Source organism: Bradyrhizobium sp. CCGB12 (assembly GCF_024199845.1).
Taxonomy (GTDB): Bacteria; Pseudomonadota; Alphaproteobacteria; order Rhizobiales; family Xanthobacteraceae; genus Bradyrhizobium.
In genome coordinates this window covers 2,442,222-2,465,589 of the sequence record NZ_JANADO010000001.1, presented here as the reverse complement: position 1 = coordinate 2,465,589, position 23,368 = coordinate 2,442,222, and the positions used below count along the sequence as shown (strand labels likewise).

Here is a 23,368-nt window from a genome sequence, read left to right as displayed (position 1 = left end):
ATAGCCGCCATCAGGGTCGGATCAACCCTATTCGGCCCGGGCCATCAGAATATCAGGGTTGCGCCGGGGAGCTCTGCGGCGGCCTTGCGCCGGCAGCCCCTACTTCACCGAGGAAAAGGCGGTCGGCGTCAGGAGCTGGCTGACGATGTTGCCGACGATCTGGCCGTCAGCCTCCGACTTGGCCCGCGCTTCCATCCAGTCCGGATCGGTCATGAACGCGGCCCACTTCTTCTCGCGCTCGGCGAGCGAGTCCCAGGCCAGGAAATAGGTCAGCTCCTGGTTGGATTCACCGATCAGCGTCGTGAAGAAGCCGGCCTGCCTGATGCCATGCTTCTCCCAGAGCTTCAGCGTGACGGTCTCGAACCGCTTCAAGAGCGCCGCCAGCCGACCGGGCACACAGCGATAGACGCGCATTTCGTAGATCATCGAACTTCACTCCCTGCATTGTTGTTCTTGCGGCAGGGAGTTGTCGCAACAATTTGCGCAGGCGTCAAAGGCCGTCCGGCGCCTACACCAGCCGCGACTGCACCATCGCCGCCTGAATGAAGGAGGCAAAGAGAGGATGAGGCTCAAAAGGCCGCGACTTCAGCTCAGGATGGAACTGGACGCCGATGAACCAGGGGTGATCCTCGTACTCGACGATTTCAGGCAGCACGCCGTCGGGCGACAGGCCTGAGAATTTCAAGCCGTGCTGTTCGAGACGGTCCTTGTAGGCCGTGTTCACCTCGTAGCGATGGCGGTGGCGCTCGGAGATTTCGGTCGCGCCGCCATAGACCTGCGAGACGCGGCTGCCGCGGTTCAGTGCCGCAGGGTACGCGCCGAGCCGCATCGTGCCGCCGAGATCGCCGGCCTGCGAGCGCTTCTCGAGCTCGTTGCCGCGCAGCCACTCCGTCATCAGGCCGACGAGCGGCTCCTTGGTGGGGCCGAACTCGGTGGAGTTGGCATCCTCGATGCCGACGAGATTTCGCGCGGCTTCGATCACCGCCATCTGCATGCCGAAGCAGATGCCGAAATATGGCACGTCGCGCTCACGCGCGAACTGCGCCGCCCTGATTTTTCCTTCCGCGCCGCGCTGGCCGAAACCGCCGGGTACCAGAATTCCGTTGACGTGCTCGAGGAATGGCGCCGGATCTTCCTTCTCGAAGATCTCGCTCTCGATCCAGTCCAGGTTGACCTTCACCTTGTTGGCGATGCCGCCATGCGACAGCGCCTCGATCAGCGACTTATACGCATCCTTCATGCCGGTATATTTGCCGACGATGGCGATGGTGACATTGCCTTCGGGATTGCGCACGCGCTCGTTGATCTCTTGCCAGCTCCGCAGCTCCGGCGGAATCCGCGAGCCGATGCCGAAGGCGGCGAGCACTTCGTCGTCGAGGCCCGCATTGTGATAGGCCTCGGGGACAGCGTAGATATTGTCGACGTCACGCGCTTCAATCACGGCGCTTTCACGCACGTTGCAGAACAGCCCGAGCTTGCGCCGCTCTTCCTTCGGAATCTCGCGGTCGGTGCGGCAGAGCAGGATGTCCGGCTGGATGCCGATCGAGCGCAGCTCCTTCACCGAATGCTGCGTCGGCTTGGTCTTGAGCTCGCCGGCGCTCGGAATGTACGGCAGCAGCGTCAGATGGATATAGACGGCGTGATCGCGCGGCAGCTCGTTCTTGAGCTGGCGGATCGCCTCGAAGAACGGCAGGCCCTCGATGTCACCGACGGTGCCGCCGATCTCGACCAGCACGAAATCGTAGTCGTCATTGCCGTTGAGGACGAATTCCTTGATGGCGTTGGTGACGTGCGGAACCACCTGGATGGTCGCGCCGAGATAATCGCCACGGCGCTCCTTGGAAATGATGTCCTGGTAGATGCGCCCCGTGGTGATGTTGTCGGCCTTTGTCGCAGGCCTGCCGGTGAAGCGCTCGTAGTGACCGAGATCGAGATCGGTCTCTGCGCCGTCATCGGTCACGAACACTTCGCCGTGCTGATACGGCGACATCGTTCCGGGATCGAGGTTGAGATAGGGGTCGAGCTTGCGGAGGCGGACCTTGTAGCCCCGGGCCTGCAACAGCGCACCGAGTGCCGCCGAAGCCAAACCCTTGCCGAGCGAAGAAACCACGCCGCCGGTGATGAATATGTACCGCGCCATGGGACTTAACCTCTAATCCCTCGAATTCGATTCGCCAAAGCGATTCGTATTCCGCCCCAAAGATTTTGCGGGCCTGTGGGTGATCCGAAACTGATAATGATGACAGTGTCTTGATGGGGCTTGTTGATGCAGGACGGTAGCCACCGCCCTGCATGGCCCCCCTGCTTTATTGCGAGCGCGGCACCTGCGGGCCGCTCGGAGCCGGCGCCTGCTGCTGCTCGTCGGCCTTCTTCAGCGAATCCAGGATGCCGCCCGAAGTCGGCGGCGCGATCGGCGAGCCACCGGCCGGCTGGGTCTGCGACGGCTGGCCGATGAGCGACGACGGCTTGCGGTCATAGCCGGCATGCCAGGACAGGAACAGGCTGGTCAGGAAGAAGCCGACGGCCAAAATAGCGGTGGTCCGCGTCAAAAGATTCGCGGTGCCGCGGCTCGACATGAAGCCCGCGCCTCCGCCCATGCCGAGGCCGCCGCCTTCCGACTTCTGCAGCAGGACGGCGCCGATCATGACGGCGACGATCATGAGGTGGATGACGATGACAACGGTCTGCATGGTGTCCTTCCGTCACAAGCGGGCGGCGCCTGACGGCGGCCGATCGCGCTTCGCGGGTTTTCCTGAAGTTGCGCGGTGTTACACGATCGGCAGGGGCATTGCCACCCCCCGATCGGATTCGGACCAACGTTTTGAATGAGCTAGGGGCAGTCCTTAGTTAGGACAGCCCTTGGCGATCGCAAGGAAATCGGCCGCCTTCAGGCTGGCGCCGCCGACCAGCGCGCCGTTGACGTTTTTCACCGCCATCAACTCGGCCGCGTTCGAGGGCTTGACCGAGCCGCCATAGAGGATCCGCATCTTGGCACCGTCGGCTTTGAACCGGGAACTCAGGAACTCGCGGATAAAGCCATGAATCTGCTCGACATCCTGGGACGTGGGGGTCAGGCCGGTGCCGATCGCCCAGACCGGCTCATAGGCCACGACCAGATTGGCCGCGGTTGGGCCGTCCGGCAGCGAGCCGTCGAGCTGGCCACGCAGGATGTCCAGGGTCTGGCCGGCATCGCGCTGGCCTTGCGTCTCGCCGATACAAACGATCGCCAGGGCCCCGGCGCGCCAAGCTGCCTCGGCCTTCTGCCGGATCAGCGCGTCGCCCTCGCCGTGGTCGGCGCGACGCTCCGAATGTCCGACGATGATGGCGATTGCGCCCGCATCCACCAGCATTTCGGCGGCGACATCGCCGGTATGGGCGCCGGAGGCCTTGGGATGGCAGTCCTGAGCCCCCACCGCGACCCTCTTGCCGCGCGCCTTGTCGGCAAAGGCCGCGACCAGGGTTGCGGGCGGGCAGACCAGCAGGTCCGCTTTGCCGGCGACGTCTGCCGCGCCGTTGAGCATGGCGTCGAATTCGGCAGCCTGGGCTTTCAGGCCATTCATCTTCCAGTTGCCGGCGATCAGCGGTCGGATGGCGTCGGTCATGTCAATGTCCAGCAAAATGAGGTTTGTGCATGCGCTAGCAGAGCTGTCGCGGCAGTTCCAGATTCTTGTTTTGACGCGTTTTCTTGACGCGAACCGGGGTCCACTTCGCTGGAAAACGCTTTGGGGCCTTTAACCGCAGCTTCGCGGCGCCTGCTGAGGCGAGGTTGCGGGGGGAAAGCCACCACTTTATGATGATCTATCAATTTGGTGACGCGCTTTTGCGGAATCTGCATTAAGACGCGCTCCCGTTCCCCTCCTGACCAAACAAGTTGGACCAAATGCTTCGAGGAATGCGCAAGGCCTCATCAAACTGGCTCGGCAAGACCATTATGGCCGTGGTGATGGGCGTGTTGATCGTCAGTTTCGGCATTTGGGGCATCGCCGACATCTTCAAGGGCTTCGGGCAGTCCACGGTGGCCAAGGTCGGCAGCACCGAGATTTCGCTCAACGAGTTCCGCCAGATCTACACAGACCGCCTGCAACAGATCAGCCGCCAGTTCGGCCGTCCGCTGACGCCCGATCAGGCGCGTGCCTTCGGTCTCGACCGCCAGGTGCTCCAGCAGACCATCGCCGAAGCCGCCCTCGACGAAGAGGCGCGCCGGCTCGGGCTCGGCCAGTCCGACGAGCAGATCCGCCAGGTCATCATGAACGATCCCAACTTCAAGGGCGTCGGCGGCAGCTTCGATCCGAACCGCTTCCAGGCCGTGATCCGCAATTTCGGCTATACCGAGCAGCGCTACGTCGCCGAGCAGCGCAAGGTGTCGCTGCGCCGGCAGATCACCGGCACCATCGGCGCCGGCCTCGAGCCGCCGAAGAGCATGATCGACGTGCTGACGCGCTTCCAGAACGAGCAGCGCGCCATCGAGTTCGTCAGGCTCGACGCCGCGCAGGCAGGCACGATCGATGCGCCCTCGCCCGAGACGCTCGCCGCCTATTTCGAGGATCATAAGACCCAGTTCCGCGCGCCCGAATATCGCAAGATCGCCTTTGTCGTGGTCTCTCCGGAGGAGATCGGCAAGTGGACCGAGGTGTCGGACGAGGACGCCAAGAAGGTGTTCGACCAGCGCAAGGACCGGCTAGGCACGCCGGAGAAGCGCCAGATCCAGCAGATCGTGTTTCCGAACGTCGCCGACGCGCAGGCCGCACGCGAGCGCCTCGTCGGCGGACTTTCGTTCGAGGATCTCGGCAAGGAGCGCGGGCTGAGCGCCTCCGACGTCGACCTCGGGCTCGTGACCAAGTCTTCGCTCGCGCCCGCAGTCGGCGATGCCGCCTTCGCGCTTCCCGCCGGCGAGATCAGCCAGCCGATCCAGGGCGGGCTTGGCGTCGCGATCGTCAAGGTCGACAAGATCGAGCCGGGCAAAGAGGCGGACTACGCCAGCCTTGCCGGCGACATCAAGCGCGAGATCGCCACCGAACGCGCGCGCGTCAAGGTCGCCGATCTCCGCGACAAGATGGAAGACGAGCGCGGCGGCGGCTCCAGCGTGATCGACGCGGCGCAGAAGCTCGGCCTGACCGCCGTCACCATCGATGCCGTCGACCGCTCGGGTCGCGCCCCGAACGGCCAGCCGGTCGCCAACATTCCGCAGGGCCTCGACGTGGTCTCGCAGGCCTTCAACACCGATGTCGGCGTCGACAACGACTCGATCTCGTTCAAGGGCGGCTATGTCTGGTACGACGTTCTCGCCATCACGCCCTCGCGCGACCGCAATCTCGACGAGGTTCGCGACCAGGTCGAAGCGCGCTGGCGCCAGGACCAGGTCGCGACCAAGCTGAAGGCCAAGGCGACCGAGATGGTGCAGAAGCTCGAATCCGGCGGCAAGCTCGCCGACGAGGCCGCCGCGATCGGGGCCAAGGTCGAGACTGCGACCGGCTTCAAGCGCGACGACTCGCCCGCCGGCGTGCCCGGCACTGTCGTCGCGGCCGCGTTCCGCACCGCCAAGGACGGCGTCGGACAGACGGCCGTGACCGGCGGCACCGAGGTGATCATCTTCCGCGTCACCGACATCATAGATCCCACGGTCGACGCCGCCTCCGACGAGGTCAAGAAGCTCAAGGAGACCCTCGACCGCGCGCAGACCGAGGAGCAGGTCGCGTCCTACGTCAACAAGCTTGAAACCGACATCGGGACCACCATTAATCAGGCCGCCTTCGCGCAAGTGACCGGCGCGAACCAGTGAGTTGAAAGCACGCGATGGACGACCTGAAATCGATCATTGGAAAAGTGGCGACCGGCGCCAGCCTGTCGCGTGATGAAGCCGCTTCCGCCTTCGATGCCATGATGTCTGGCGAGGCCACGCCCTCGCAGATGGGCGGCCTGCTGATGGCGCTCAGGGTCCGCGGCGAGACCGTGGATGAGATCACGGGCGCCGTTACGGCGATGCGCTCGAAGATGCTGACCGTGACGGCGCCCTCTGACGCCGTCGACATCGTCGGCACCGGTGGCGACGGCTCCGGCTCGGTCAATGTCTCGACCTGCGCCTCCTTCATCGTCTCGGGCGCCGGCGTGCCGGTGGCGAAGCATGGCAACCGCGCCCTGTCGTCACGCTCTGGGGCCGCCGACGTGCTGGCCTCGCTCGGGGTGAAGATCGACCTCAGGCCCGAGCAGGTCGGACACTGCGTGCGCGAATGCGGCATCGGCTTCATGTTCGCCCCCGCCCACCATCCCGCCATGAAGAACGTCGGCCCGACCCGGGTCGAACTCGCGACGCGCACGATCTTCAATCTGCTCGGCCCCTTGTCCAACCCGGCCGGCGTGAAGCGGCAGATGGTCGGCGTCTTCTCGCGGCAATGGGTGCAGCCGCTGGCGCAGGTGCTCAAGAACCTCGGCTCCGAATCCGCCTGGGTGGTGCACGGCTCCGACGGCCTCGACGAGATCACCCTCACCGGCCCGACCTTCGTCTCCGCGCTCCACAATGGCGAGATCCGTAATTTCGAGGTGACGCCCGAGGAGGCCGGCCTGTCGCGATGCGAAGCCGGCGCGCTCAGGGGCGGCGACGCCGATGCCAATGCGATTGCGCTGCAAAGCGTGCTCGACGGCAAGCCCAGCCCTTATCGCGACGTCGCGCTGATGAACGCTGCCGCCGCGCTGGTCGTGGCCGGACGCGCCAAGGACGTCAAGGAAGGTGTCGCGATCGGTACCAAGTCGCTCGACAGCGGCGCGGCGAACGCGCGGCTGAAGCACCTGATCGCCGTCTCGAACAGCTGAGCCTGTCATGTCGGATATCCTGACCAAGATCGAGGCGTACAAGCGCGAAGAGATTGCCGCGGCAAAGCGCGCACAGCCGCTTTCCGTTGTCGAGGCAAAGGCCAAGGCGCAGGCCGCCCCGCGCGGCTTCGTGCGCGCGATCAAGGCGAAGCACGCCGATGGCGACTACGCGCTGATTGCCGAGATCAAGAAGGCCTCGCCGTCGAAAGGACTGATCCGAGCGGATTTCGATCCGCCCCAGCTCGCCAAGGCCTATGAGGCGGGGGGCGCGGCCTGCCTCTCCGTGCTGACCGACACGCCGTCGTTCCAGGGCCATCTCGACTTCATGGTAGCGGCGCGCGCGGCGACGTCACTGCCGGTCCTGCGCAAGGATTTCCTGTTCGACACCTATCAGGTGGTCGAGGCCCGAGCGCATGGCGCCGACTGCATCCTGATCATCATGGCCGCGCTCGACGATGCCACCGCAAAAGACCTCGAAGATGCCGCCCTCGCCCATGGCATGGATGTGCTGATCGAGATCCACGACAGCGCCGAGCTCGACCGGGCGCTGAAACTTCGCTCGCCGATGATCGGCGTCAACAACCGCAATTTGCGCACCTTCGAGACGACGCTTGCGACCAGCGAGGCGCTGGCGCCCCTGATCCCCGGGGACCGGCTGATGGTCGGCGAGAGCGGCATCTTCACACCCGCAGACCTTGCGCGGCTCGAGCGCGTCGGCATGTCGACCTTCCTGGTCGGCGAGAGCCTGATGCGGCAAGCCGACGTCACGGGGGCGACGCGCACGCTGCTGGCGCGCGAGACGACGGCGCGTGCGAAGGGCACGCGCTGACATGGCGCGCAAGCCGTCCGGGACAAAGCCCGCCAAGATCAAGGCCGGCCCCACCCTCACCCATATCGGTGCCTCCGGCGAGGCGCGGATGGTCGACGTGTCGGACAAGCCGGCGACCGAGCGGCTGGCAGTCGCCGAAGGCCGCGTCATCATGACCAAGGCGACGCTCGATCTGATCGTGTCCGGCAACGCCAAGAAGGGCGACGTGCTCGGGACCGCGCGCATCGCCGGCATCATGGCCGCCAAGCGCACCTCCGAGCTGATCCCGCTCTGCCATCCGCTCGCGCTGTCGAAGGTGACGGTCGACATCGAACCCGACGCCAAACTGCCGGGCTGCCTCGTCCGCGCCAGCGTGAAGGTCACCGGCCCGACCGGCGTCGAGATGGAGGCGCTCACCGCCGTCTCCGTCGCCTGCCTCACCGTCTACGACATGATCAAGGCGGTCGAGCGCGGCGTGCGCATCGAGGGCATCCATCTCGTCGAGAAGCTCGGCGGCAAGTCCGGCCATTACCGCGCCTGATCGCGTCGCTACTTAAGCGACGTGCTGATCGATGCGAATTTCGTGCTGAGCCTGCTGCCCAAGCCGTTCACCACGGTGATGATCGCAAGCGCGATGCCGGCGGCGATCAGGCCGTATTCGATCGCGGTCGCACCACGCTCGTCGGCGATGAAGCTCTTCAGAATGTTCGTCATGATCATGTCCCTCTTTGCGTTGTGGGCAGATGTGTTCGCAAATCACGTGCCAGTGCCCGCTTGAGGATCGCCAACACCTTAGATGGTTAAGCCTTGGTTGATCGCGGCATGGCCGGCAGGAATTGCCCTGCATCGCCGGAGCTTGCGGCAATTCCTGCACGCCTTGCATCCCGCACATCGATTGCTTTTGTGCGCACGTATTCACATCGCGTTAACTGTGCTTCCTAACTTCGCCTCCACACCGTTCCCGTAAACCAACGGATGTTTTGGGGATCAAGAACTGATCCTGGCGTGTGCACGGCAATGAACCAGCATGATGACGAGATTCGGCAGTCGCCTCTTTGACAAGGCCTTCGTGCGCAGCGGACCGATCCGTTGGCTGGTGGTGGGCGGCACGCTACTGATCGCGGCGATCGCCGTCGGCGCAACGCTGATGGCGCAGAATTTCCGCGAGCGCGCGCTGCGCAACTCCGGCCGCGAGCTGGAAAACACCGTGCTGCTGCTCGCCCATCATTTCGACCAGCAATTGCAGGATTTCGCGGTCATCCAGAAGGATTTTGTCGACCACGTCCGCGGGAACGGCATCAATACGAGCGAGGACTATCGTCGGCGCCTCTCCGGGCAGGACATCCACCGGATGCTGCGTTCGAAGATCGAGGCGCTGCCCTACATGGGCGGGGTCAACGTCATCGATGCCGAAGGCAATCTGATCAACTCGTCGACGGCATGGCCGGCGCCGAAAGTGAACGTTGCCGACCGCGCCTATTTCCGCACCTTCAAATACGACCCCTACGCGCCCGACGTGCTGATCGAGCCGCTGCATAGCCGCGTCTCCGGCGCCTGGACCATCTTGATCGTCCGCAAGATCCTGGGACCCAACGGCGAGTTCCTGGGCGTCGTCGGGCGCGGCATCGAGCCCGCCAATTTCGAGAAGTTCTTCGCCTCCGTCGTGCTCGGCGAAGGCGCGACGATCTCGATGCTGCATCGAGACGGCACGCTGCTCGCCCGCTATCCCCATTCGAGCGAGTTGATGGGGCGGAACTTCAAGACCGGTTCGTCCGAACACCAGAGGGTTTTCGGACTCGATCACTTCGCCGGCCGCTTCGTCAGTCCCATCGACGGCGACGACCGGCTGATCTCCTCACGCGCCCTGCCTCACTTCCCGATCCTGATGATGGCCACCACGACGCGCGCGGCCGCCCTGGCGGACTGGCGCGAGCAGATCGGCATCCTGATCTCGGTCGCCGCCTCGTCCGCGCTGGCCATCGCGGGTGTGCTGATCGCGATCGTGCGCAAGCTGCTGGAGCAGCATCGCCTCTCGCGGGAACGGCTGACGCTGGAAAAGCAGCGTCTCGACCGTGCCGTAAACAACATGACGCAGGGCCTTTTGCTGTTCGATGCCGAGCGGCGGCTCGTGATTTGCAACCAGCGCTACATCGAGATGTACGGGCTCTCGGCCGAGACCGTGAAGCCCGGTTGCAGCTTCCACGACATCATCGCGCATCGCAACGCGACCGGCTCCTTCGCCGGCAATGTCGATCAATATGTCGTGCGCGTGCTGCGCGACGTTCACGTGCGCAATTCCATGGTGGTCGACACCTCCGACGGCCGCTCGATCCAGATTGTCAACGAACCGCTCGCGGACGGTGGCTGGGTGGCGACGCATGAGGACATCACCGAGCGCCGGCGCATCGAGGAGCGCATCACCTACCTCGCCCATTACGATGCGCTGACCGACCTGCCCAACCGCATCATGTTCCACGAGCATCTGCGCGAAGAGCTGGCCGCCATCGCCGAGGGCGAAGAGATCGCGGTGCACTACATCGACATCGACGAGTTCAAGGCCGTCAACGACGCCCTTGGCCATCTCGTCGGCGACGAGCTGCTGAAGTCGGTCGCGCAGAGCCTGCGTCGCTGCGCCGGCCCAGAGGACTTCGTGGCCCGGCTCGGCGGCGACGAGTTCGCCATCGTGCAGAGTGCCGTGACCTCGCCGGAGCAGGTCAACGATCTCGTTGCACGGGTCTTCCTGGCCATCCGCACCCCCTTCGATTGCATGGGTCATCATCTCACCGCGGACGCCAGCATCGGCATTGCGCTTGCGCCGGAGCACGGCAGCGCGCTCGACCAGATACTCAAGAATGCCGACATGGCGATGTACGCGGCCAAAGCAGCGGGGCGCCGCACCTATCGCTTCTTCGAGCCGGAGATGGACGCCAAGGTCCGCGAGCGACGGCAGCTCGAGATCGACCTGCGTCACGCCATCACGCATGGCGGCCTCGAGGTCTATTACCAGCCGTGCCTCAGCCTGAAGGACGATCGCATCACCGGATGCGAGGCACTGGTGCGCTGGCGCCATCCCGAGCGCGGCATGGTCTCGCCGGCCGAATTCATCCCGATCGCCGAAGACACCGGCCTGATCAACGAGATCGGCGAATGGGTGCTGGCGACCGCGTGCAGGGACGCAGCAAGCTGGCCCGACGACATCCGCCTCGCCGTCAACGTCTCGCCCGTGCAGTTCAAGAGCGGCACGCTGGCGCTGAAGATCATGGCCGCCCTCGCCACCTCCAATCTGCCGGCGAGCCGGCTCGAGCTCGAGATCACCGAGGCCGTGCTGATCCGCGACGACGACGCGGCGCTGGCGATCCTGCACCAGCTTCGGGCCATCGGCGTGCGCATCGCGCTCGATGATTTCGGGACCGGCTACTCGTCGCTGAGCTACCTGCATCGCTTCCCGTTCGACAAGATCAAGATCGACCGCTGCTTCGTCGACGACATCGCCGGCCCCGACGGCTCCGCGAGCATCGTCCAGGCCGTCGTCAACCTCGCGGCCGCCCGCCGCATGACCACCACGGCCGAGGGCGTCGAGACCGAAGAGCAGCAGCGGCTGCTTCGCACGCTCGGCTGCTCCGAGATGCAGGGCTATCTGTTCAGCGCGGCGAAACCGGCCGACAAGATGCTGGAGCTGTTCGCGCTGCATCGCAGCCGTCTCGCCCAGCGCGGTGGCGAGGAAAGCCGCCGACGCGAGGCGGGCTAGAGGCCACCCTCGGCTATCGAGCTGACAACGGCATCCTCAAACGAAATCGCCCGGGAGCGGTCATCCACTCCCGGGCGATCGATGTCTCGAAATCGTAAGGCTCAGTTCGGCACCGCCGCCTTCGGCGCGGGCTTGGCGGCAACCGCATTCGCGGTGACGCCGTGCAGGAAGTCGAAAGCCGCATGCAGAGCCTTGTCGTCCTCCTCCTTCGGCGGGACGTAGGACTGCGAGCCGGTCTGCTCGGTACCGTCGGCGGCGGACAGATGCCCGCGCATCTGGGATTCCGCGATAGTATCCATCCGGCCCTTCAGCTCCGGCGGCACGTCCTGGAGGATCTCGATATCGGGCGCGACGCCCTGGGCCTGGATCGAGCGGCCCGACGGGGTGTAATAGCGCGCCGTGGTCAGCGCCAGCGCGCCATTGCCGGCGCCGAGCGGAATGATGGTCTGCACCGAGCCCTTGCCGAACGAACGCGTGCCGATCAGCGTGGCGCGCTTATGGTCATGCAGCGCGCCGGAGACGATCTCGGAGGCCGAGGCCGAACCGCCGTTGATCAGCACCACCAGCGGCTTGCCCTTGGTGAGGTCACCGCCATGGGCCGTGAAACGCTGGGTCTCTTCCGGATTGCGGCCGCGGGTCGAGACGACTTCACCACGCTGCAGGAACGCGCTCGAGACCGACACGGCCTGGTCGAGCAGTCCGCCCGGATTGTTACGCAGGTCCACCACGTAGCCCGCGAGCTTCTCCTGCGGCACGTCCTTGGTGATCGAGGCGATCGCCTTCTTCAGGCCGTCCGTGGTCTGCTCGTTGAACGAGGTGATCCGGATATAGCCGATGTCGCCGTTCTCGACGTGGAAGCGCACCGGGCGCACGTGGATGATCTCGCGCGTGATCGCGACATCGAGCGGCGCGTCGGCGCCCTTGCGCACGATGGTGAGCTTGGTCTTGGTATCGACCGGGCCCTTCATCTTGTTGACGGCCTGCTCGAGCGTCATGCCCTGCACGGCCTCGCCGTCGATCTTGCTGATGAGGTCGCCGGACATGATGCCGGCCTTCGAGGCCGGCGTGTCGTCGATCGGCGAGACGACCTTGACGAGGCCGTCCTCCATCGTGACCTCGATGCCGAGCCCGCCGAACTCGCCGGAGGTGGTCTCCTGCATCTCGGTCCAGGCCTTGGCATTCATGTAGCGCGAATGCGGATCGAGCGAGGTCACCATGCCCGTGATCGCGCCTTCGATCAGCTTGGCATTGTCGGGCTTCTCGACATAGCTCGCCTTCACGCGCTCGAACACGGCGCCGAACAAGTTGAGCTGGGAATAGGCATCATCCGCGCTCGCCGCCGCCCGCGCCGCCCATACGCCGCCGTGGGGACTGGCTACCAGAAGGGTCAGACACGCTCCCGTGAGCGCGCCCAGGGGGAACAGCAGGTTTTTCCGCATGGATGAGGTAGCCTTTTTTGCTGGGGGCTTTGGAGCCGCCATGCAAATGGCGATCCAGCCCGTGTCTCACAATACCATTCTGGTTTCTTCAAGGCCGGGATGCCACGCCGGCGGGCACATTGAAGAAATCCCTTCGCCTTGGCCTAAACTTTTGGCAACGTTCCGAAACCGCTTTGCGCTCGGCGGACATCGGTCGGCCGCCCACGCCTCGCAGCTATGCGATTTTAGGATGGTTTTGGAGGGCCGGACGCGATAGGCGATGACGATAAGACTTCAAATTCTCGGGAGGACAACAATGAACGACGCGCCCCGCATCCGGCCGGAAAGGAACGTCGAACTCGGCGCCAGCAACGAGCCGTTCCAGAACCTGCACGAATTCATCCGGAAGGCGCGCGCCAACCTCAACCAGAATGCCTGGGACTACATCGTCGGCGCTGCCGAAACCGAGACCACGATGCGCCGCAACCGCATGGCACTGGACGAGATCGCCTTCCGCCCGCGCGTGCTGCGGGACGTTCGCAAGGTCGATGGCTCCGTCGAGCAGCTCGGCCGCAGGATGCGTCTGCCGGTGGTGCTTGCCCCCGTCGGTGCGCTGGAGATCTTCGATCCCGATGGCGCAGCCAGCGTGGCGCGCGCCGCCGGCACCTTTGGTGCGGCACACATGCTGAGCTCGGTCTCGGATCCCGGCCTGGAGAAGACCGCGGAGGCCGCGCCCGATGCGCTGCGGCTCTATCAGCTCTATGTCCGCGGCGACGACGCCTTCGTCGCGGATGTGGTCAGCCGAAGCGAGAAGAACGGCTACGGCGCGTTCTGCCTGACCGTCGACACCGCCCATTACAGCCGTCGTGAACGCGACATCGCCAAGCGCTACGTTCGCGAGAGCCGCCTGCGCGCGACCGGCGGCGACTACCAGAAGGGCCTGGAATGGCGGACGGTGAAGATGATCAAGGACAAGTTCAGGATTCCGCTGATCATCAAGGGCATCGCCACCGCCGAGGACGCCCAGATCGCGATCGATCACGGTGTCGACTGGATCTACGTCTCCAACCATGGCGGCCGTCAGCTCGATCATGGCCGCGGCGCCATGCATGTGCTGCCTGAAATCGTCGAGGCCGTGAAGGGCCGCGCCAAGATCATGGTCGATGGCGGCTTCTGCCGCGGCACCGACATCGTCAAGGCCATCGCGGCGGGCGCCGACCTGGTCGGCATCGGCCGACTGCAATGCTGGGCACTGGCGGCGGCCGGCGAAGCCGGCGTGCTGCGCATGCTGGAGCTGCTGGAGGATGAAGTGCTGCGCTGCCTCGGCCTGTTGGGTGCCACCTCGTTCGCCGAGGTCGACAAGTCCTGCCTGCATCAGGCGACCGCAACCAATGCGCCGAGCGTGTTCAGCGCCTTCCCGCTGTTCGACCACGACCCATATCGCTACTGAAATGAAAAGGACACAATGACCTCGCTCTGTCCCGGCAGCGCCGACGCGCTCCTGTTCGATCTCGGACGCGTGGTGCTCGACATCGATTTCTCCAAGGCGATCGCCTGCTGGGCGGGACATGCCGGCTGCGAGCCCGACGCGATCGTCACGCGCTATGTGCGTGATAGCGAGGCCTACCGGCTGCATGAGGTCGGCAGGATCAGCGACGAGGATTATTTCCAGTCGCTGCGTTCATCGCTCGGGATCGGCATTTCCGATGCGCAGTTTCTGGAGGGCTGGAACGCGATCTTCGCCGGCGAGATGCCTGATATCGCCGAGCTGCTGCCTCGCGCGGCAAAGCAGATGCCGCTCTATGCCTTCTCCAACACCAACCGGCCGCATATCGACTATTTCTCGAAGGAATATGCCGGCGTGCTCGGGCATTTCCGCGAGCTCTATCTGTCGTCCAGCATCGGCCTGCGCAAACCGGACGCGGCGGCGTTCGACCATGTCGTGGCGGCGATTGGCGTGCCGGCTGGCCGAATCGTGTTCTTCGACGACCTTGCCGAGAACGTCGAAGGGGCGCGGGCATGCGGCCTGACTGCCGTGCACGTGACATCGCCGACGGACGTCGGGAGCGCGCTCAAGGCGCTGGGGATTTGATCCGTCAGCGGACCCAAGCGACATCCGACCGGTCGCCTGCGGAACTACTTCGCAGGGGGCAAGGAACCAAAGCCCTTTGTGCATTTTTATACAAAGTTCCGGGAACGAATGCCCCGCCTCAGGACTCATGAGTCCGTTGGGAATTCTACATCGGACTTATCGTCGTGCTGGGCAAAACCTACCTCACCAAGCAGGCCTCTCTGCTGATGAAATACGCCAGAACCACCTCGGATTCTGATCTTTCCGCCAGGCTGATCAGCAAGGCGGCGGACCTGAAATCGCAGGCCGACCCGCTGCCCGACAGGGATCAGGGTCCCCAGGCCCCGGACGTCAGTCCGGGCGGGCCGAGGCGGAGTTGACCAATGCTGGCCGTGGCGCTCGTTCTTCTCGTTCTCGCCATGGCCATCCTCGTACCGGTCTGTCTCGCCTTCCGGATCATGCCGCGGCGAATTTGAGCCGCGCCTCACAATGCAAGTTTCAAGAGGTTGGATGAATTATCCTGCCTCGGCGCTTTTTGCCTCTGCGCGCGCGCTCGGCTAGAACTCTTGCCGCCAATTGCCCGAGCATGCCCAGCAGGAGTCTTCACCCTTGGCCCTCATGCCAGTTTCTGACGCGCTTGCCGCGGTGCTGGCGGGTGCGGAGCCGCTGCCTGACGAGATGATCGCGCTCGCTGAAGCCTTCCACCGTGTGCTCGCGCACGACGTCGCGGCGCGGCGCACGCAACCACCGGAAGCTATGTCGGCGATGGATGGCTATGCCGTGCGCGCGGCCGACGCGGCGACCATTGATTCCAAGCTGACGGTGATCGGCGAGGTTGGGGCGGGCCGGCCGTTTGCCGGGGCGGTCGGCGGCGGCGAAGCGGTACGGATCTTCACCGGCGGCGTGGTCCCCGATGGCGCGGACGCGGTCGTGATCCAGGAGGACACGGTTGCCGACGGCAAGCGCATCACGGTCAAGGAAGCCGCAATTGCCGGTCGGCACATCCGCCCCGCCGGCGTCGACTTCTCCGAAGGCGATGTGCTCCTGCGCAAGGGATCCCGCCTCACCGAGCGCGATCTCGCGCTCGCCGCCGCCATGAATCACCCGCAGCTTGCCGTCTGCCGCCGTCCAAAGGTCGCGATCCTCGCCACCGGCGACGAACTGGTGATGCCGGGCACCACGCCCGGCCACGGCCAGATCGTCTATTCCAACGGCTACGCCCTGCACGCGCTCGCCCGCAGCGAGGGTGCCGATACCATCGACCTCGGCATTGCCGCCGATACGCTGGAGGCCACCACCGCTGGCATCCGCCGCGCCCGCGAGGGCGGCGCCGACATCCTGATCACGACCGGCGGCGCATCGGTCGGCGACCACGATCTGGTCCAGCAGGCGCTCCGGGACGAAGGCATCTCGATGGCGTTCTGGAAGATTGCGATGCGCCCGGGCAAGCCGATGATGCACGGGCGGCTGGGGACGATGCGGGTGATCGGCCTGCCTGGCAATCCCGTGTCATCCTATGTGTGCGCCTTCCTGTTCATGGTGCCGCTGATTCGCGCCTTGTCAGGCCGATCCGTGATTCACCACCGCCATGAGCGGGCAGTGCTCGGCCGCGCTGTGGATGCAAACGATATGCGCGCGGATTATCTTCGCGCGCGTCTGGAAGAGCGCGACGACGGCACGCTTGTCGCGCTTCCCGTGCACCATCAAGATTCCTCGCTGCTGGCGAATCTCGCTGCGGCACAGGCACTTCTCGTGCGCATGCCATTCGCGCCCAAGGCCGAAGCCGGCACGCCTTGCGAGGTGTTGCGCCTGCCCGTCTGAACGCGTCGACCACACGCGCTCCGCGAACTTTGTCGCGTTCACGGTAAATTAAGCAGTTGCGGAACATGTATCGAACATATAGTGTCCGTTCATGATTTGTTTCGAGCATGTAGCGGCTTATCGCTGAATTCAGCGTCTCGGAATCGAACGACATCAACCGGGGGATTTTGGTCGAGATGTTAACGCGCAAACAGTACGAGCTCCTGCGGTTCATCAGCGAGCGACTTAAGGAAAGCGGCGTGCCGCCCTCGTTCGACGAGATGAAGGATGCGCTCGACCTGCGCTCGAAATCGGGCATCCATCGCCTGATCACCGCGCTCGAGGAGCGCGGCTTCATCCGCCGCCTGCCCAACCGCGCCCGCGCCATCGAGGTGATCAAGCTGCCCGAGCTTCAGGCCGCCGCCGGCAACCGCCGCGGCTTCACGCCGAGCGTCATCGAGGGCAACCTTGGCAAGGTGCGCGCGACCTCCAGCCCGCCCGCGGACGAGGGTGAGCGCCCCGTTGCGGTGCCGGTGATGGGCCGCATCGCGGCCGGTACGCCGATCGAAGCGCTGCAGACCCGCAGCCATACCATCAGCGTACCGCCCGACATGCTCGGCTCGGGTGAACATTACGCGCTCGAAGTGCGCGGCGACTCGATGGTCGAGGCCGGCATCCTCGACGGCGACATGGCGCTGATCCAGCGCAACGAGAGCGCCGATACCGGCGACATCGTGGTGGCTCTGATCGACGACGAGGAAGCGACGCTCAAGCGCTTCCGCCGCCGCGGCGCCTCGATCGCGCTCGAGCCCGCCAACGCCGCCTACGAGGTGCGCATCCTGCCACCTAACCGGGTGAAGATTCAGGGCAAGCTGATCGGGCTGTACCGCAAGTACTGAGACGACCAGCGGTCATTCGATACCAACGATTCCGATTGGACCGGACGGGTTGTCCGGTCCGGCGGGGTGGTCTTTGTGGTGTAGCTTAGATCGTCCGGCCCCTCGGCAGCGCAACATCCGCAGCGTGTCGCCGCCAAGCACTCACAAGCTCCGCAGCCTCGAGGAATCGAGGAAACAAACGATGTGTCGGCGCCCGCGGGCCGCTGTCGCTCGCACTCGCCAAATGCATTGATGCGGGCTTTGTTCCCAATAGATTCGAAAAAATAATTTGATCGCATCTCGCGGACACCAGCCGCAGATTCGCCCACAACCAAGCAGAGCGTTGTATGCTTCCACTCTGATAGAGGCTTGTGCCTCAGAAAGAGGCGCGGGTCGCTATCTTCGAATGAGGAGCACCCGATGTGTGACTACAGCCTGCATGCCGTTGCATCGCGCCCCGCTGAAGTCGGCGAGACGATCGTGTCGACAACGTTCCGCGGCACCTCGACGCGCGGATTTGCTTCCGCGGCCGATCCGACCGTGGCCGTCTGTTTGCTGCCAGGAACGGAGCTCGCCTTCGCCGACAACGTCCGTTACGACAATCGCTGGATCTGGACGCGCACCATCAACTCGCGCGTCGGAAAGTTCGGCAAGATCGATCCGCACATTCCCGATCGCCATCATGACGCGATCGAATTTCCCGACGGCAAGTACGTGCTGGTGACGCAGCTCGTCGAAGGCCAGCGCGCAACCGTGCTGCAATTGCCGGTGACCCAGCCGGTCAGCGAGCGCGAACACAAGCCGCAGATCATCGCCGACAGTCGGCCGAGCACGACACGTCGCCTGCCGATCGACTGATACGCGGTCGCCGGCCGCTCAGGTCGGGCTTGGATGAAATGCCATCGCCGGCCGTAGCCGGCGAGATGGTATGGTTCGTGTGTTGCGAAATTGCGGTCTGGACCCGGACCAACTCCTCGCAGACCAACTCCTCGCATTTGTCATCAATCGTCGGCCTGCAGGTCGGCCTCCGCCGGCGTTGCGTCCCGGTTGCGGGGTGCGGCCGTCTTCGGCGCAATGCTGCCACCGAAATCACCTTCGCCGGCGCCGGCCGGCAGCCAGGGCCGGCTCGTGCCTCTCACCCTCACCGCCTGAACCGCAAAACCGTCACCGCGCTGCGTCAACGCCAGCGCGCCTTGGCTCGTGAGACGCTGCCGATCGATCACCATCGCCGCGCAATCGGGCGGCGCGGGCCGCGCCGTGACCACCAGCGCGGCGCGGCTGCAATCATCAGCCAGCGCATCGATGCGCAGGGACAGCGCGACCAACCTCCCGTCGGCGAGCGGCGCCACACAGCCGGCCTCGTCGCACGACACGCTGTCGGCGAGCGAGCTACTCGCGGCATCGCGCGGATCGGCATCGGCGGCCAACCATTCCTTGAGCAGAAAGCCGTCCTTGCTCGCGCGGATCACATGAAGGTGCCCATCCCTGCTACGCACGGCGACGCTCGCGCCGTCCCCGGCAATCAGGATATCGGGTTGCCGCACCGACATCCCCCAGGCGATGGAAGCCAGCAGCAGCAGCGCACCGGACCAGCGCAGAGGCGTGCGCAACAAGCCCATCACGATGATCCCGAGGCTTGCCGCCATCAGCGGCGCGATACCGAAGGCCGGGATGCGGCCGACCGCGCCGGGCAGCGAGGCCACCCAGCGTGCGACCGCGACCATCCAGTCGATGCCGATCCCCATCAACCACCAGAACACGCCATCGAGGCCAAAGGGCGCCGCCAGCAGTCCGAGCAGTCCCGCCGGCATCACCAGCGCCGAAACCACCGGCATCGCGCCGAGATTGGCCAGCACGCCGAACGGCGTGACACGGTGGAAGTGGAAAGCGGCATAGGGCGTGGTCGCAAGCCCCGCGATCAGCGAAGCCAGGAACAGCATCGCGATCTCGCGGCCACCCCACAAGGCGATGCGCGCGGTCGTCGAATGATCGGGCGAGGCAAACAGGTTCGGCATACCGATCTGCACCAGCGCCACCAGGCCGAGCGTTGCCGCAAACGACATCTGGAAGCTCGGATGCACCAGCGCTTCGGGCGCGACCGCGAGCACGATCAGGGCGGCCACCGCCAGCGTGCGGAAGGTGATGGCGCGGCGATCGACCATGACCGCGATCAGCACCACCGCGGTCATGAAGAAGGAGCGTTGCGTCGCGACCTCCGCGCCTGACAGCAGCAGGTAGAACGCAGCCGCGACCAGCGCCGCGGCCGCCGACCATTTCTTGATGGCAAAGCCGGCCGCCAGCCCTGGGATCAGTGCCAGCAGCGCACGCACCGCGAAGAACACGACACCGGCGACGACCGCCATGTGATAGCCGGAAATCGACAGCACATGACCGAGCCCCGAGATGAACATGGCATCGTTGACGGGCGTCGTGATGGCATCGCGCCGCCCGGTGAGCAGCGCCGTCGCGATTGCACGGTTGTCGCCCTCGAGCGTCGCACGGATACGCGCGTCGATCGCATCGCGCAGACCCTGCATGAAGGCCGCGTAGCGCAGCCGCAAGCCACCGGCATCGGGCGCCACCGAAGCCGTGATCGCGCCCATCACGAAGCCGGAGGCGCCGATGCCTTGAAAGAACATGTCCCGGGAGAAATCGTAGCTGCCGGGGCGCACCGGCGAGATCGGCGGCATCAGCCGCGCCTTCAGCTGCACGAAGCTGCCGACCTCGGGTGCCGTCCCCTTGCGCACCGAAAGACGCACGCGCTCCAGCTTGACGTCGCTGCGCTGCGCCTCCATCGCGGTGACGCGCAGCACGAAACGGTCGGTACGCTCGCGGACGTCGCGCGCTTCCACGAAGCCCGATAGCGATACCGAATAGAGCGGCTTGGCCAGCACGGGATGGGCGATGCGCGCCGTCTTCCAGGTTGCCATGGCAAAACCGGTCGCCACCGCCGCGATCATGATCGCGACGGCGAACAGGCGGCTGCGCCGCAGCAGCACGGCGCCAAGCATGAGCGCGGCCGCGGTCGTGACGACGACAGACAGCACCGGCTCGTGATCGGCGGCGAAATAGAGCGCGATGCCGCCGCCGAAGGCGACCGGCACCCACGGCAACAGCCGTCCGGCGCCGGCCTCGGCGCGCACCCATTCGCGCAATGTCTCGATGATTGCGGGCCAGAGGCCAAAGCCCGCCGGCACAAAGCCGCTAGCCGATGTGGCGCGGCCGACCGGCCATGTCCCGGCAACTCCTTGGGAGCGCACTGGCCGGCCCGGCTCCGCCATTCCCCTGCACCTTGCGATACGCGACGGGTGCGGAGGCTACCGGAACGTGCGGCTGTGCGAATAGCGGTACGGATCAGGAACAGGCGGCGAAGCGCCCTACTTTTCCTCTTCCATGGTCACGGCCACCGAGGCCTTGGCCGACAGACGGACCTTGTTGCCCTCGACGTCGGCAACGAGCCCCTTGTCGATGAAGTGATGATGGCCCTTGTGGCTGCCCTCGCCGCTGTCCTTCTTGGTCAGCTTGATGCGGTTGCCCTCGACGCGATCGACGGTGCCGACATGAACGCCGTCGGCGCCGATGACTTCCATATGCTCTGCGATGTTCTGCATGGTGGGATCCTCGTTTGGATCCACCCCAACGTCAGAGGCGCGCGTTCGTTTCCAACGCGAAATGACGATGCCGTGTGCCGCCCGCTCGTCAGATCAGCGGTTCCTTCGACGAGGCATGGTGGTTGACGATCTTCCAATCGCCGTCCTCGCGGATGATGACCCAGCTCATCTTGACGACGAGATCTGGGCGTTCGCCGGCGAGGTCGAATGAGATCGTCGCGCCCATGTTGATCAGGTCAGGACCTGCTTGCGCCGCCTGCACCTCCGAGAACACCGCATTCGGCTTGCGCCAGCGGGGCAGGCCATTGAAATAGTCGGCAACGCCATCCCTGCCGCGATAGAGTTTCGGGTTCGAGCCGAAGAAGAACGCGTTCTTCGAATAGAGGGACGACAGCGCCACGGCATCGAGCTTTGCGAAGCCGGCGCACCATTTCGCGATGATGGCCGAAACAATGTTATCGGCTTCGTTGCTCATTGCCATCCCTCAGCCTTTGGCGACTTCCTTGGCAAAAGTATCTCGCAAACCAATCGTCCGCGAGAACACCGGCTTGCCCGGCGTCGAATCCTTGTCGCGCACGAAGTAGCCCTGGCGCTCGAACTGCACCGGCTCCATCGAATTGCTTTCCGCAACCGATGCCTCGATCCGCGCATCGGACAGGATCTCCAGCGACTGCGGATTGAGATCGGCCGCAAAATTCGAGGCGTCCGGGCTCGGATTGGCGAACAGCTGATTATAGATGCGGATCTCAGCGGGCTTGGATGTCGCAGCCGGCAGCCAATGCATGGTCGCCTTGACCTTGCGACCGTCGGGCGCGTTGCCGCCCTTGGTCGCGGGGTCGTAGGTGCAGCGCAGCTCCACCACCTCGCCAGCATCGTTCTTGATCACGCCGGTGCACTTGACGAAATAGGCATAGCGCAGCCGCACCTCGTTGCCCGGCGACAGCCGGAAGAACTTCTTCGGCGGGTTCTCCATGAAGTCGTCCTGCTCGATATAGAGCTCGCGGCCGAAGCTGATCTTGCGCGTGCCGGCGCTGGGATCGTCGGGATGGTTGATCGCCTCGAGCTCCTCGGTCCGCCCTTCCGGATAGTTCTCGATCACCACTTTTAGCGGCTTCAGCACCGCCATGCGGCGCTGCGCCGTGCGGTTCAGTTCCTCGCGGATGCAGAATTCGAGCATGCCGACGTCGACTACGCTGTTGGCCTTGGCAACACCAATGCGCTTGACGAATTCACGCAGCGCGGCCGGCGGCACGCCGCGGCGGCGCATGCCCGCCATGGTCGGCATGCGCGGATCGTCCCAGCCGGCAACATGGCCCTCGCGCACGAGCTGGGTCAGCACGCGCTTGGACAGCAGCGTGTAGGTCAGGTTCAGTCGTGCGAACTCGTACTGGTGCGGCTGTGACGGCACCGGCAGCTTTTCGATGAACCAGTCGTAGAGCGGCCGGTGGTCCTCGAACTCCAGCGTGCAGATCGAGTGCGTGATGCCCTCGATCGCATCCGACTGGCCATGGGCATAATCGTAGCTCGGATAGATGCTCCATGCGTCGCCTGTGCGCGGATGGTGCGCATGCAGGATGCGGTACAGCACGGGGTCACGCAGATTGATGTTGCCCGCCCCCATGTCGATCTTGGCCCGTAGCACGCGCGCGCCGTTCGGGAATTCGCCTGATTTCATGCGGCGGAACAGGTCGAGATTCTCCTCCACACTGCGGTCGCGGAACGGCGAATTCCTGCCGGGCTCGGTCAGCGTGCCGCGCGAGAGGCGGATCTCCTCCTGGGTCTGGTCGTCGACGTAAGCGAGCCCGTCACGGATCAGCTGCTCCGCCCATTCGTACAGGCGATCGAAATAGTCGGACGCGAAGAACAGGTTCTTGCCCCAGTCGAAGCCGAGCCAGCGCACGTCGGCCTGGATCGAATCGATATACTCCTGCTCTTCCTTGACCGGATTGGTGTCGTCGAAGCGCAGATGGCAGCGGCCCGGAAATTCCTGGGCAATGCCGAAATTGAGCGCGATCGACTTGGCGTGGCCGATATGCAGGTAACCGTTCGGCTCCGGCGGGAACCGGGTCACGATCTCCCTGTACTTGCCCTGATCGAGGTCGGCCTGGATGATGTCACGAATGAAATCGCGCCCAACCTCAGTCGCCACCGGTTCTGTCATTACGAAAATCCTGTCGGGAAATCAGCGGTCCTTCTGCCAAATTCGGGAGGCTGAGCCAAGCCCGGT

21 protein-coding genes are annotated in these 23,368 nt (G+C 64.8%); 11 read left to right on the top strand and 10 right to left on the bottom strand.

What is annotated here, in order from left to right:
* Positions 1–99: 99 nt before the first annotated feature.
* The 4 genes from NLM27_RS11835 to tpiA form a co-directional block, all read right to left on the bottom strand.
* On the bottom strand, positions 100–426 hold the full coding sequence (locus NLM27_RS11835) for an NIPSNAP family protein (RefSeq protein WP_254143461.1): 327 nt from the start codon (positions 424–426) through the stop codon (positions 100–102).
* A gap of 82 nt (positions 427–508) precedes the next feature.
* Positions 509–2,140 (bottom strand): CTP synthase, encoded by a 1,632-nt coding sequence (locus tag NLM27_RS11830; protein ID WP_254143460.1) that lies wholly within the window; start codon positions 2,138–2,140, stop codon positions 509–511.
* A gap of 166 nt (positions 2,141–2,306) precedes the next feature.
* Positions 2,307–2,690, bottom strand: a complete 384-nt coding sequence (gene secG, locus NLM27_RS11825; protein ID WP_254143459.1) for a preprotein translocase subunit SecG — start codon at positions 2,688–2,690, stop codon at positions 2,307–2,309.
* A 153-nt stretch (positions 2,691–2,843) separates the two neighbouring features.
* Positions 2,844–3,602, bottom strand: a complete 759-nt coding sequence (gene tpiA, locus NLM27_RS11820; RefSeq protein WP_254143458.1) for a triose-phosphate isomerase — start codon at positions 3,600–3,602, stop codon at positions 2,844–2,846.
* A gap of 278 nt (positions 3,603–3,880) precedes the next feature.
* Between tpiA and NLM27_RS11815 the strand changes: the two genes are divergently transcribed.
* From NLM27_RS11815 to moaC, 4 genes are read left to right on the top strand one after another with little or no spacing between them, the layout of a single operon-like run.
* A complete protein-coding gene (locus tag NLM27_RS11815; RefSeq protein ID WP_254143457.1) occupies positions 3,881–5,779 on the top strand; it encodes a SurA N-terminal domain-containing protein in 1,899 nt (632 codons plus the stop codon).
* 14 nt (positions 5,780–5,793) lie between these two features.
* Complete coding sequence (gene trpD / locus NLM27_RS11810) at positions 5,794–6,807, top strand: anthranilate phosphoribosyltransferase (protein ID WP_254143456.1); 1,014 nt, start codon at positions 5,794–5,796, stop codon at positions 6,805–6,807.
* A gap of 7 nt (positions 6,808–6,814) precedes the next feature.
* Complete coding sequence (trpC, locus tag NLM27_RS11805) at positions 6,815–7,636, top strand: indole-3-glycerol phosphate synthase TrpC (protein WP_254143455.1); 822 nt, start codon at positions 6,815–6,817, stop codon at positions 7,634–7,636.
* Between the two features lies 1 nt (position 7,637).
* Complete coding sequence (gene moaC, locus NLM27_RS11800) at positions 7,638–8,156, top strand: cyclic pyranopterin monophosphate synthase MoaC (RefSeq protein ID WP_254143454.1); 519 nt, start codon at positions 7,638–7,640, stop codon at positions 8,154–8,156.
* Positions 8,157–8,164: 8 nt separating this feature from the next.
* Here moaC and NLM27_RS11795 read toward each other — a convergent pair whose 3' ends face one another.
* Positions 8,165–8,329, bottom strand: coding sequence for a Flp family type IVb pilin (locus tag NLM27_RS11795; RefSeq protein ID WP_254143453.1), 165 nt, complete (start codon positions 8,327–8,329; stop codon positions 8,165–8,167).
* A 313-nt stretch (positions 8,330–8,642) separates the two neighbouring features.
* Here NLM27_RS11795 and NLM27_RS11790 point away from each other — a divergent pair, with 313 nt between their 5' ends.
* Positions 8,643–11,363, top strand: coding sequence for an EAL domain-containing protein (locus NLM27_RS11790; protein ID WP_254143452.1), 2,721 nt, complete (start codon positions 8,643–8,645; stop codon positions 11,361–11,363).
* 101 nt (positions 11,364–11,464) lie between these two features.
* Here the strand turns inward: NLM27_RS11790 and NLM27_RS11785 are convergent, their stop codons facing one another.
* Positions 11,465–12,802: a S41 family peptidase gene (locus NLM27_RS11785; protein WP_254143451.1), complete on the bottom strand. Its 1,338-nt coding sequence runs from the start codon at positions 12,800–12,802 to the stop codon at positions 11,465–11,467.
* A 295-nt stretch (positions 12,803–13,097) separates the two neighbouring features.
* Here NLM27_RS11785 and NLM27_RS11780 point away from each other — a divergent pair, with 295 nt between their 5' ends.
* The 6 genes from NLM27_RS11780 to NLM27_RS11755 all read left to right on the top strand — a co-directional run bounded on the left by NLM27_RS11780 (position 13,098) and on the right by NLM27_RS11755 (position 18,388).
* Entirely contained in the window at positions 13,098–14,231 is a 1,134-nt protein-coding gene (locus NLM27_RS11780) for an alpha-hydroxy acid oxidase (RefSeq protein ID WP_254143450.1), read from the top strand.
* Positions 14,232–14,246: 15 nt separating this feature from the next.
* Positions 14,247–14,873 carry an HAD family phosphatase gene (locus tag NLM27_RS11775; RefSeq protein WP_254143449.1) on the top strand — a complete coding sequence of 209 codons (627 nt, stop codon included), beginning with the start codon at positions 14,247–14,249 and terminating at the stop codon, positions 14,871–14,873.
* Between the two features lie 164 nt (positions 14,874–15,037).
* Complete coding sequence (locus tag NLM27_RS11770) at positions 15,038–15,232, top strand: hypothetical protein (RefSeq protein WP_254143448.1); 195 nt, start codon at positions 15,038–15,040, stop codon at positions 15,230–15,232.
* A gap of 229 nt (positions 15,233–15,461) precedes the next feature.
* Complete coding sequence (gene glp / locus NLM27_RS11765) at positions 15,462–16,673, top strand: gephyrin-like molybdotransferase Glp (protein WP_254143447.1); 1,212 nt, start codon at positions 15,462–15,464, stop codon at positions 16,671–16,673.
* 176 nt (positions 16,674–16,849) lie between these two features.
* Positions 16,850–17,551, top strand: a complete 702-nt coding sequence (lexA, locus tag NLM27_RS11760; protein ID WP_158670475.1) for a transcriptional repressor LexA — start codon at positions 16,850–16,852, stop codon at positions 17,549–17,551.
* A gap of 399 nt (positions 17,552–17,950) precedes the next feature.
* Positions 17,951–18,388 carry a hypothetical protein gene (locus tag NLM27_RS11755; protein WP_254143446.1) on the top strand — a complete coding sequence of 146 codons (438 nt, stop codon included), beginning with the start codon at positions 17,951–17,953 and terminating at the stop codon, positions 18,386–18,388.
* A gap of 143 nt (positions 18,389–18,531) precedes the next feature.
* Here NLM27_RS11755 and NLM27_RS11750 read toward each other — a convergent pair whose 3' ends face one another.
* The 4 genes from NLM27_RS11750 to NLM27_RS11735 form a co-directional block, all read right to left on the bottom strand.
* On the bottom strand, positions 18,532–20,811 hold the full coding sequence (locus tag NLM27_RS11750; RefSeq protein ID WP_254143445.1) for a ComEC/Rec2 family competence protein: 2,280 nt from the start codon (positions 20,809–20,811) through the stop codon (positions 18,532–18,534).
* A 96-nt stretch (positions 20,812–20,907) separates the two neighbouring features.
* Complete coding sequence (locus NLM27_RS11745; RefSeq protein WP_024341296.1) at positions 20,908–21,141, bottom strand: DUF2171 domain-containing protein; 234 nt, start codon at positions 21,139–21,141, stop codon at positions 20,908–20,910.
* 88 nt (positions 21,142–21,229) lie between these two features.
* Positions 21,230–21,616: a nuclear transport factor 2 family protein gene (locus NLM27_RS11740; RefSeq protein ID WP_254143444.1), complete on the bottom strand. Its 387-nt coding sequence runs from the start codon at positions 21,614–21,616 to the stop codon at positions 21,230–21,232.
* A gap of 9 nt (positions 21,617–21,625) precedes the next feature.
* The gene (locus NLM27_RS11735) at positions 21,626–23,302 is read right to left on the bottom strand and encodes a glutamine--tRNA ligase/YqeY domain fusion protein (RefSeq protein ID WP_254143443.1); all 1,677 of its coding nucleotides are present in this window, start codon (positions 23,300–23,302) and stop codon (positions 21,626–21,628) included.
* Positions 23,303–23,368: the final 66 nt, after the last annotated feature.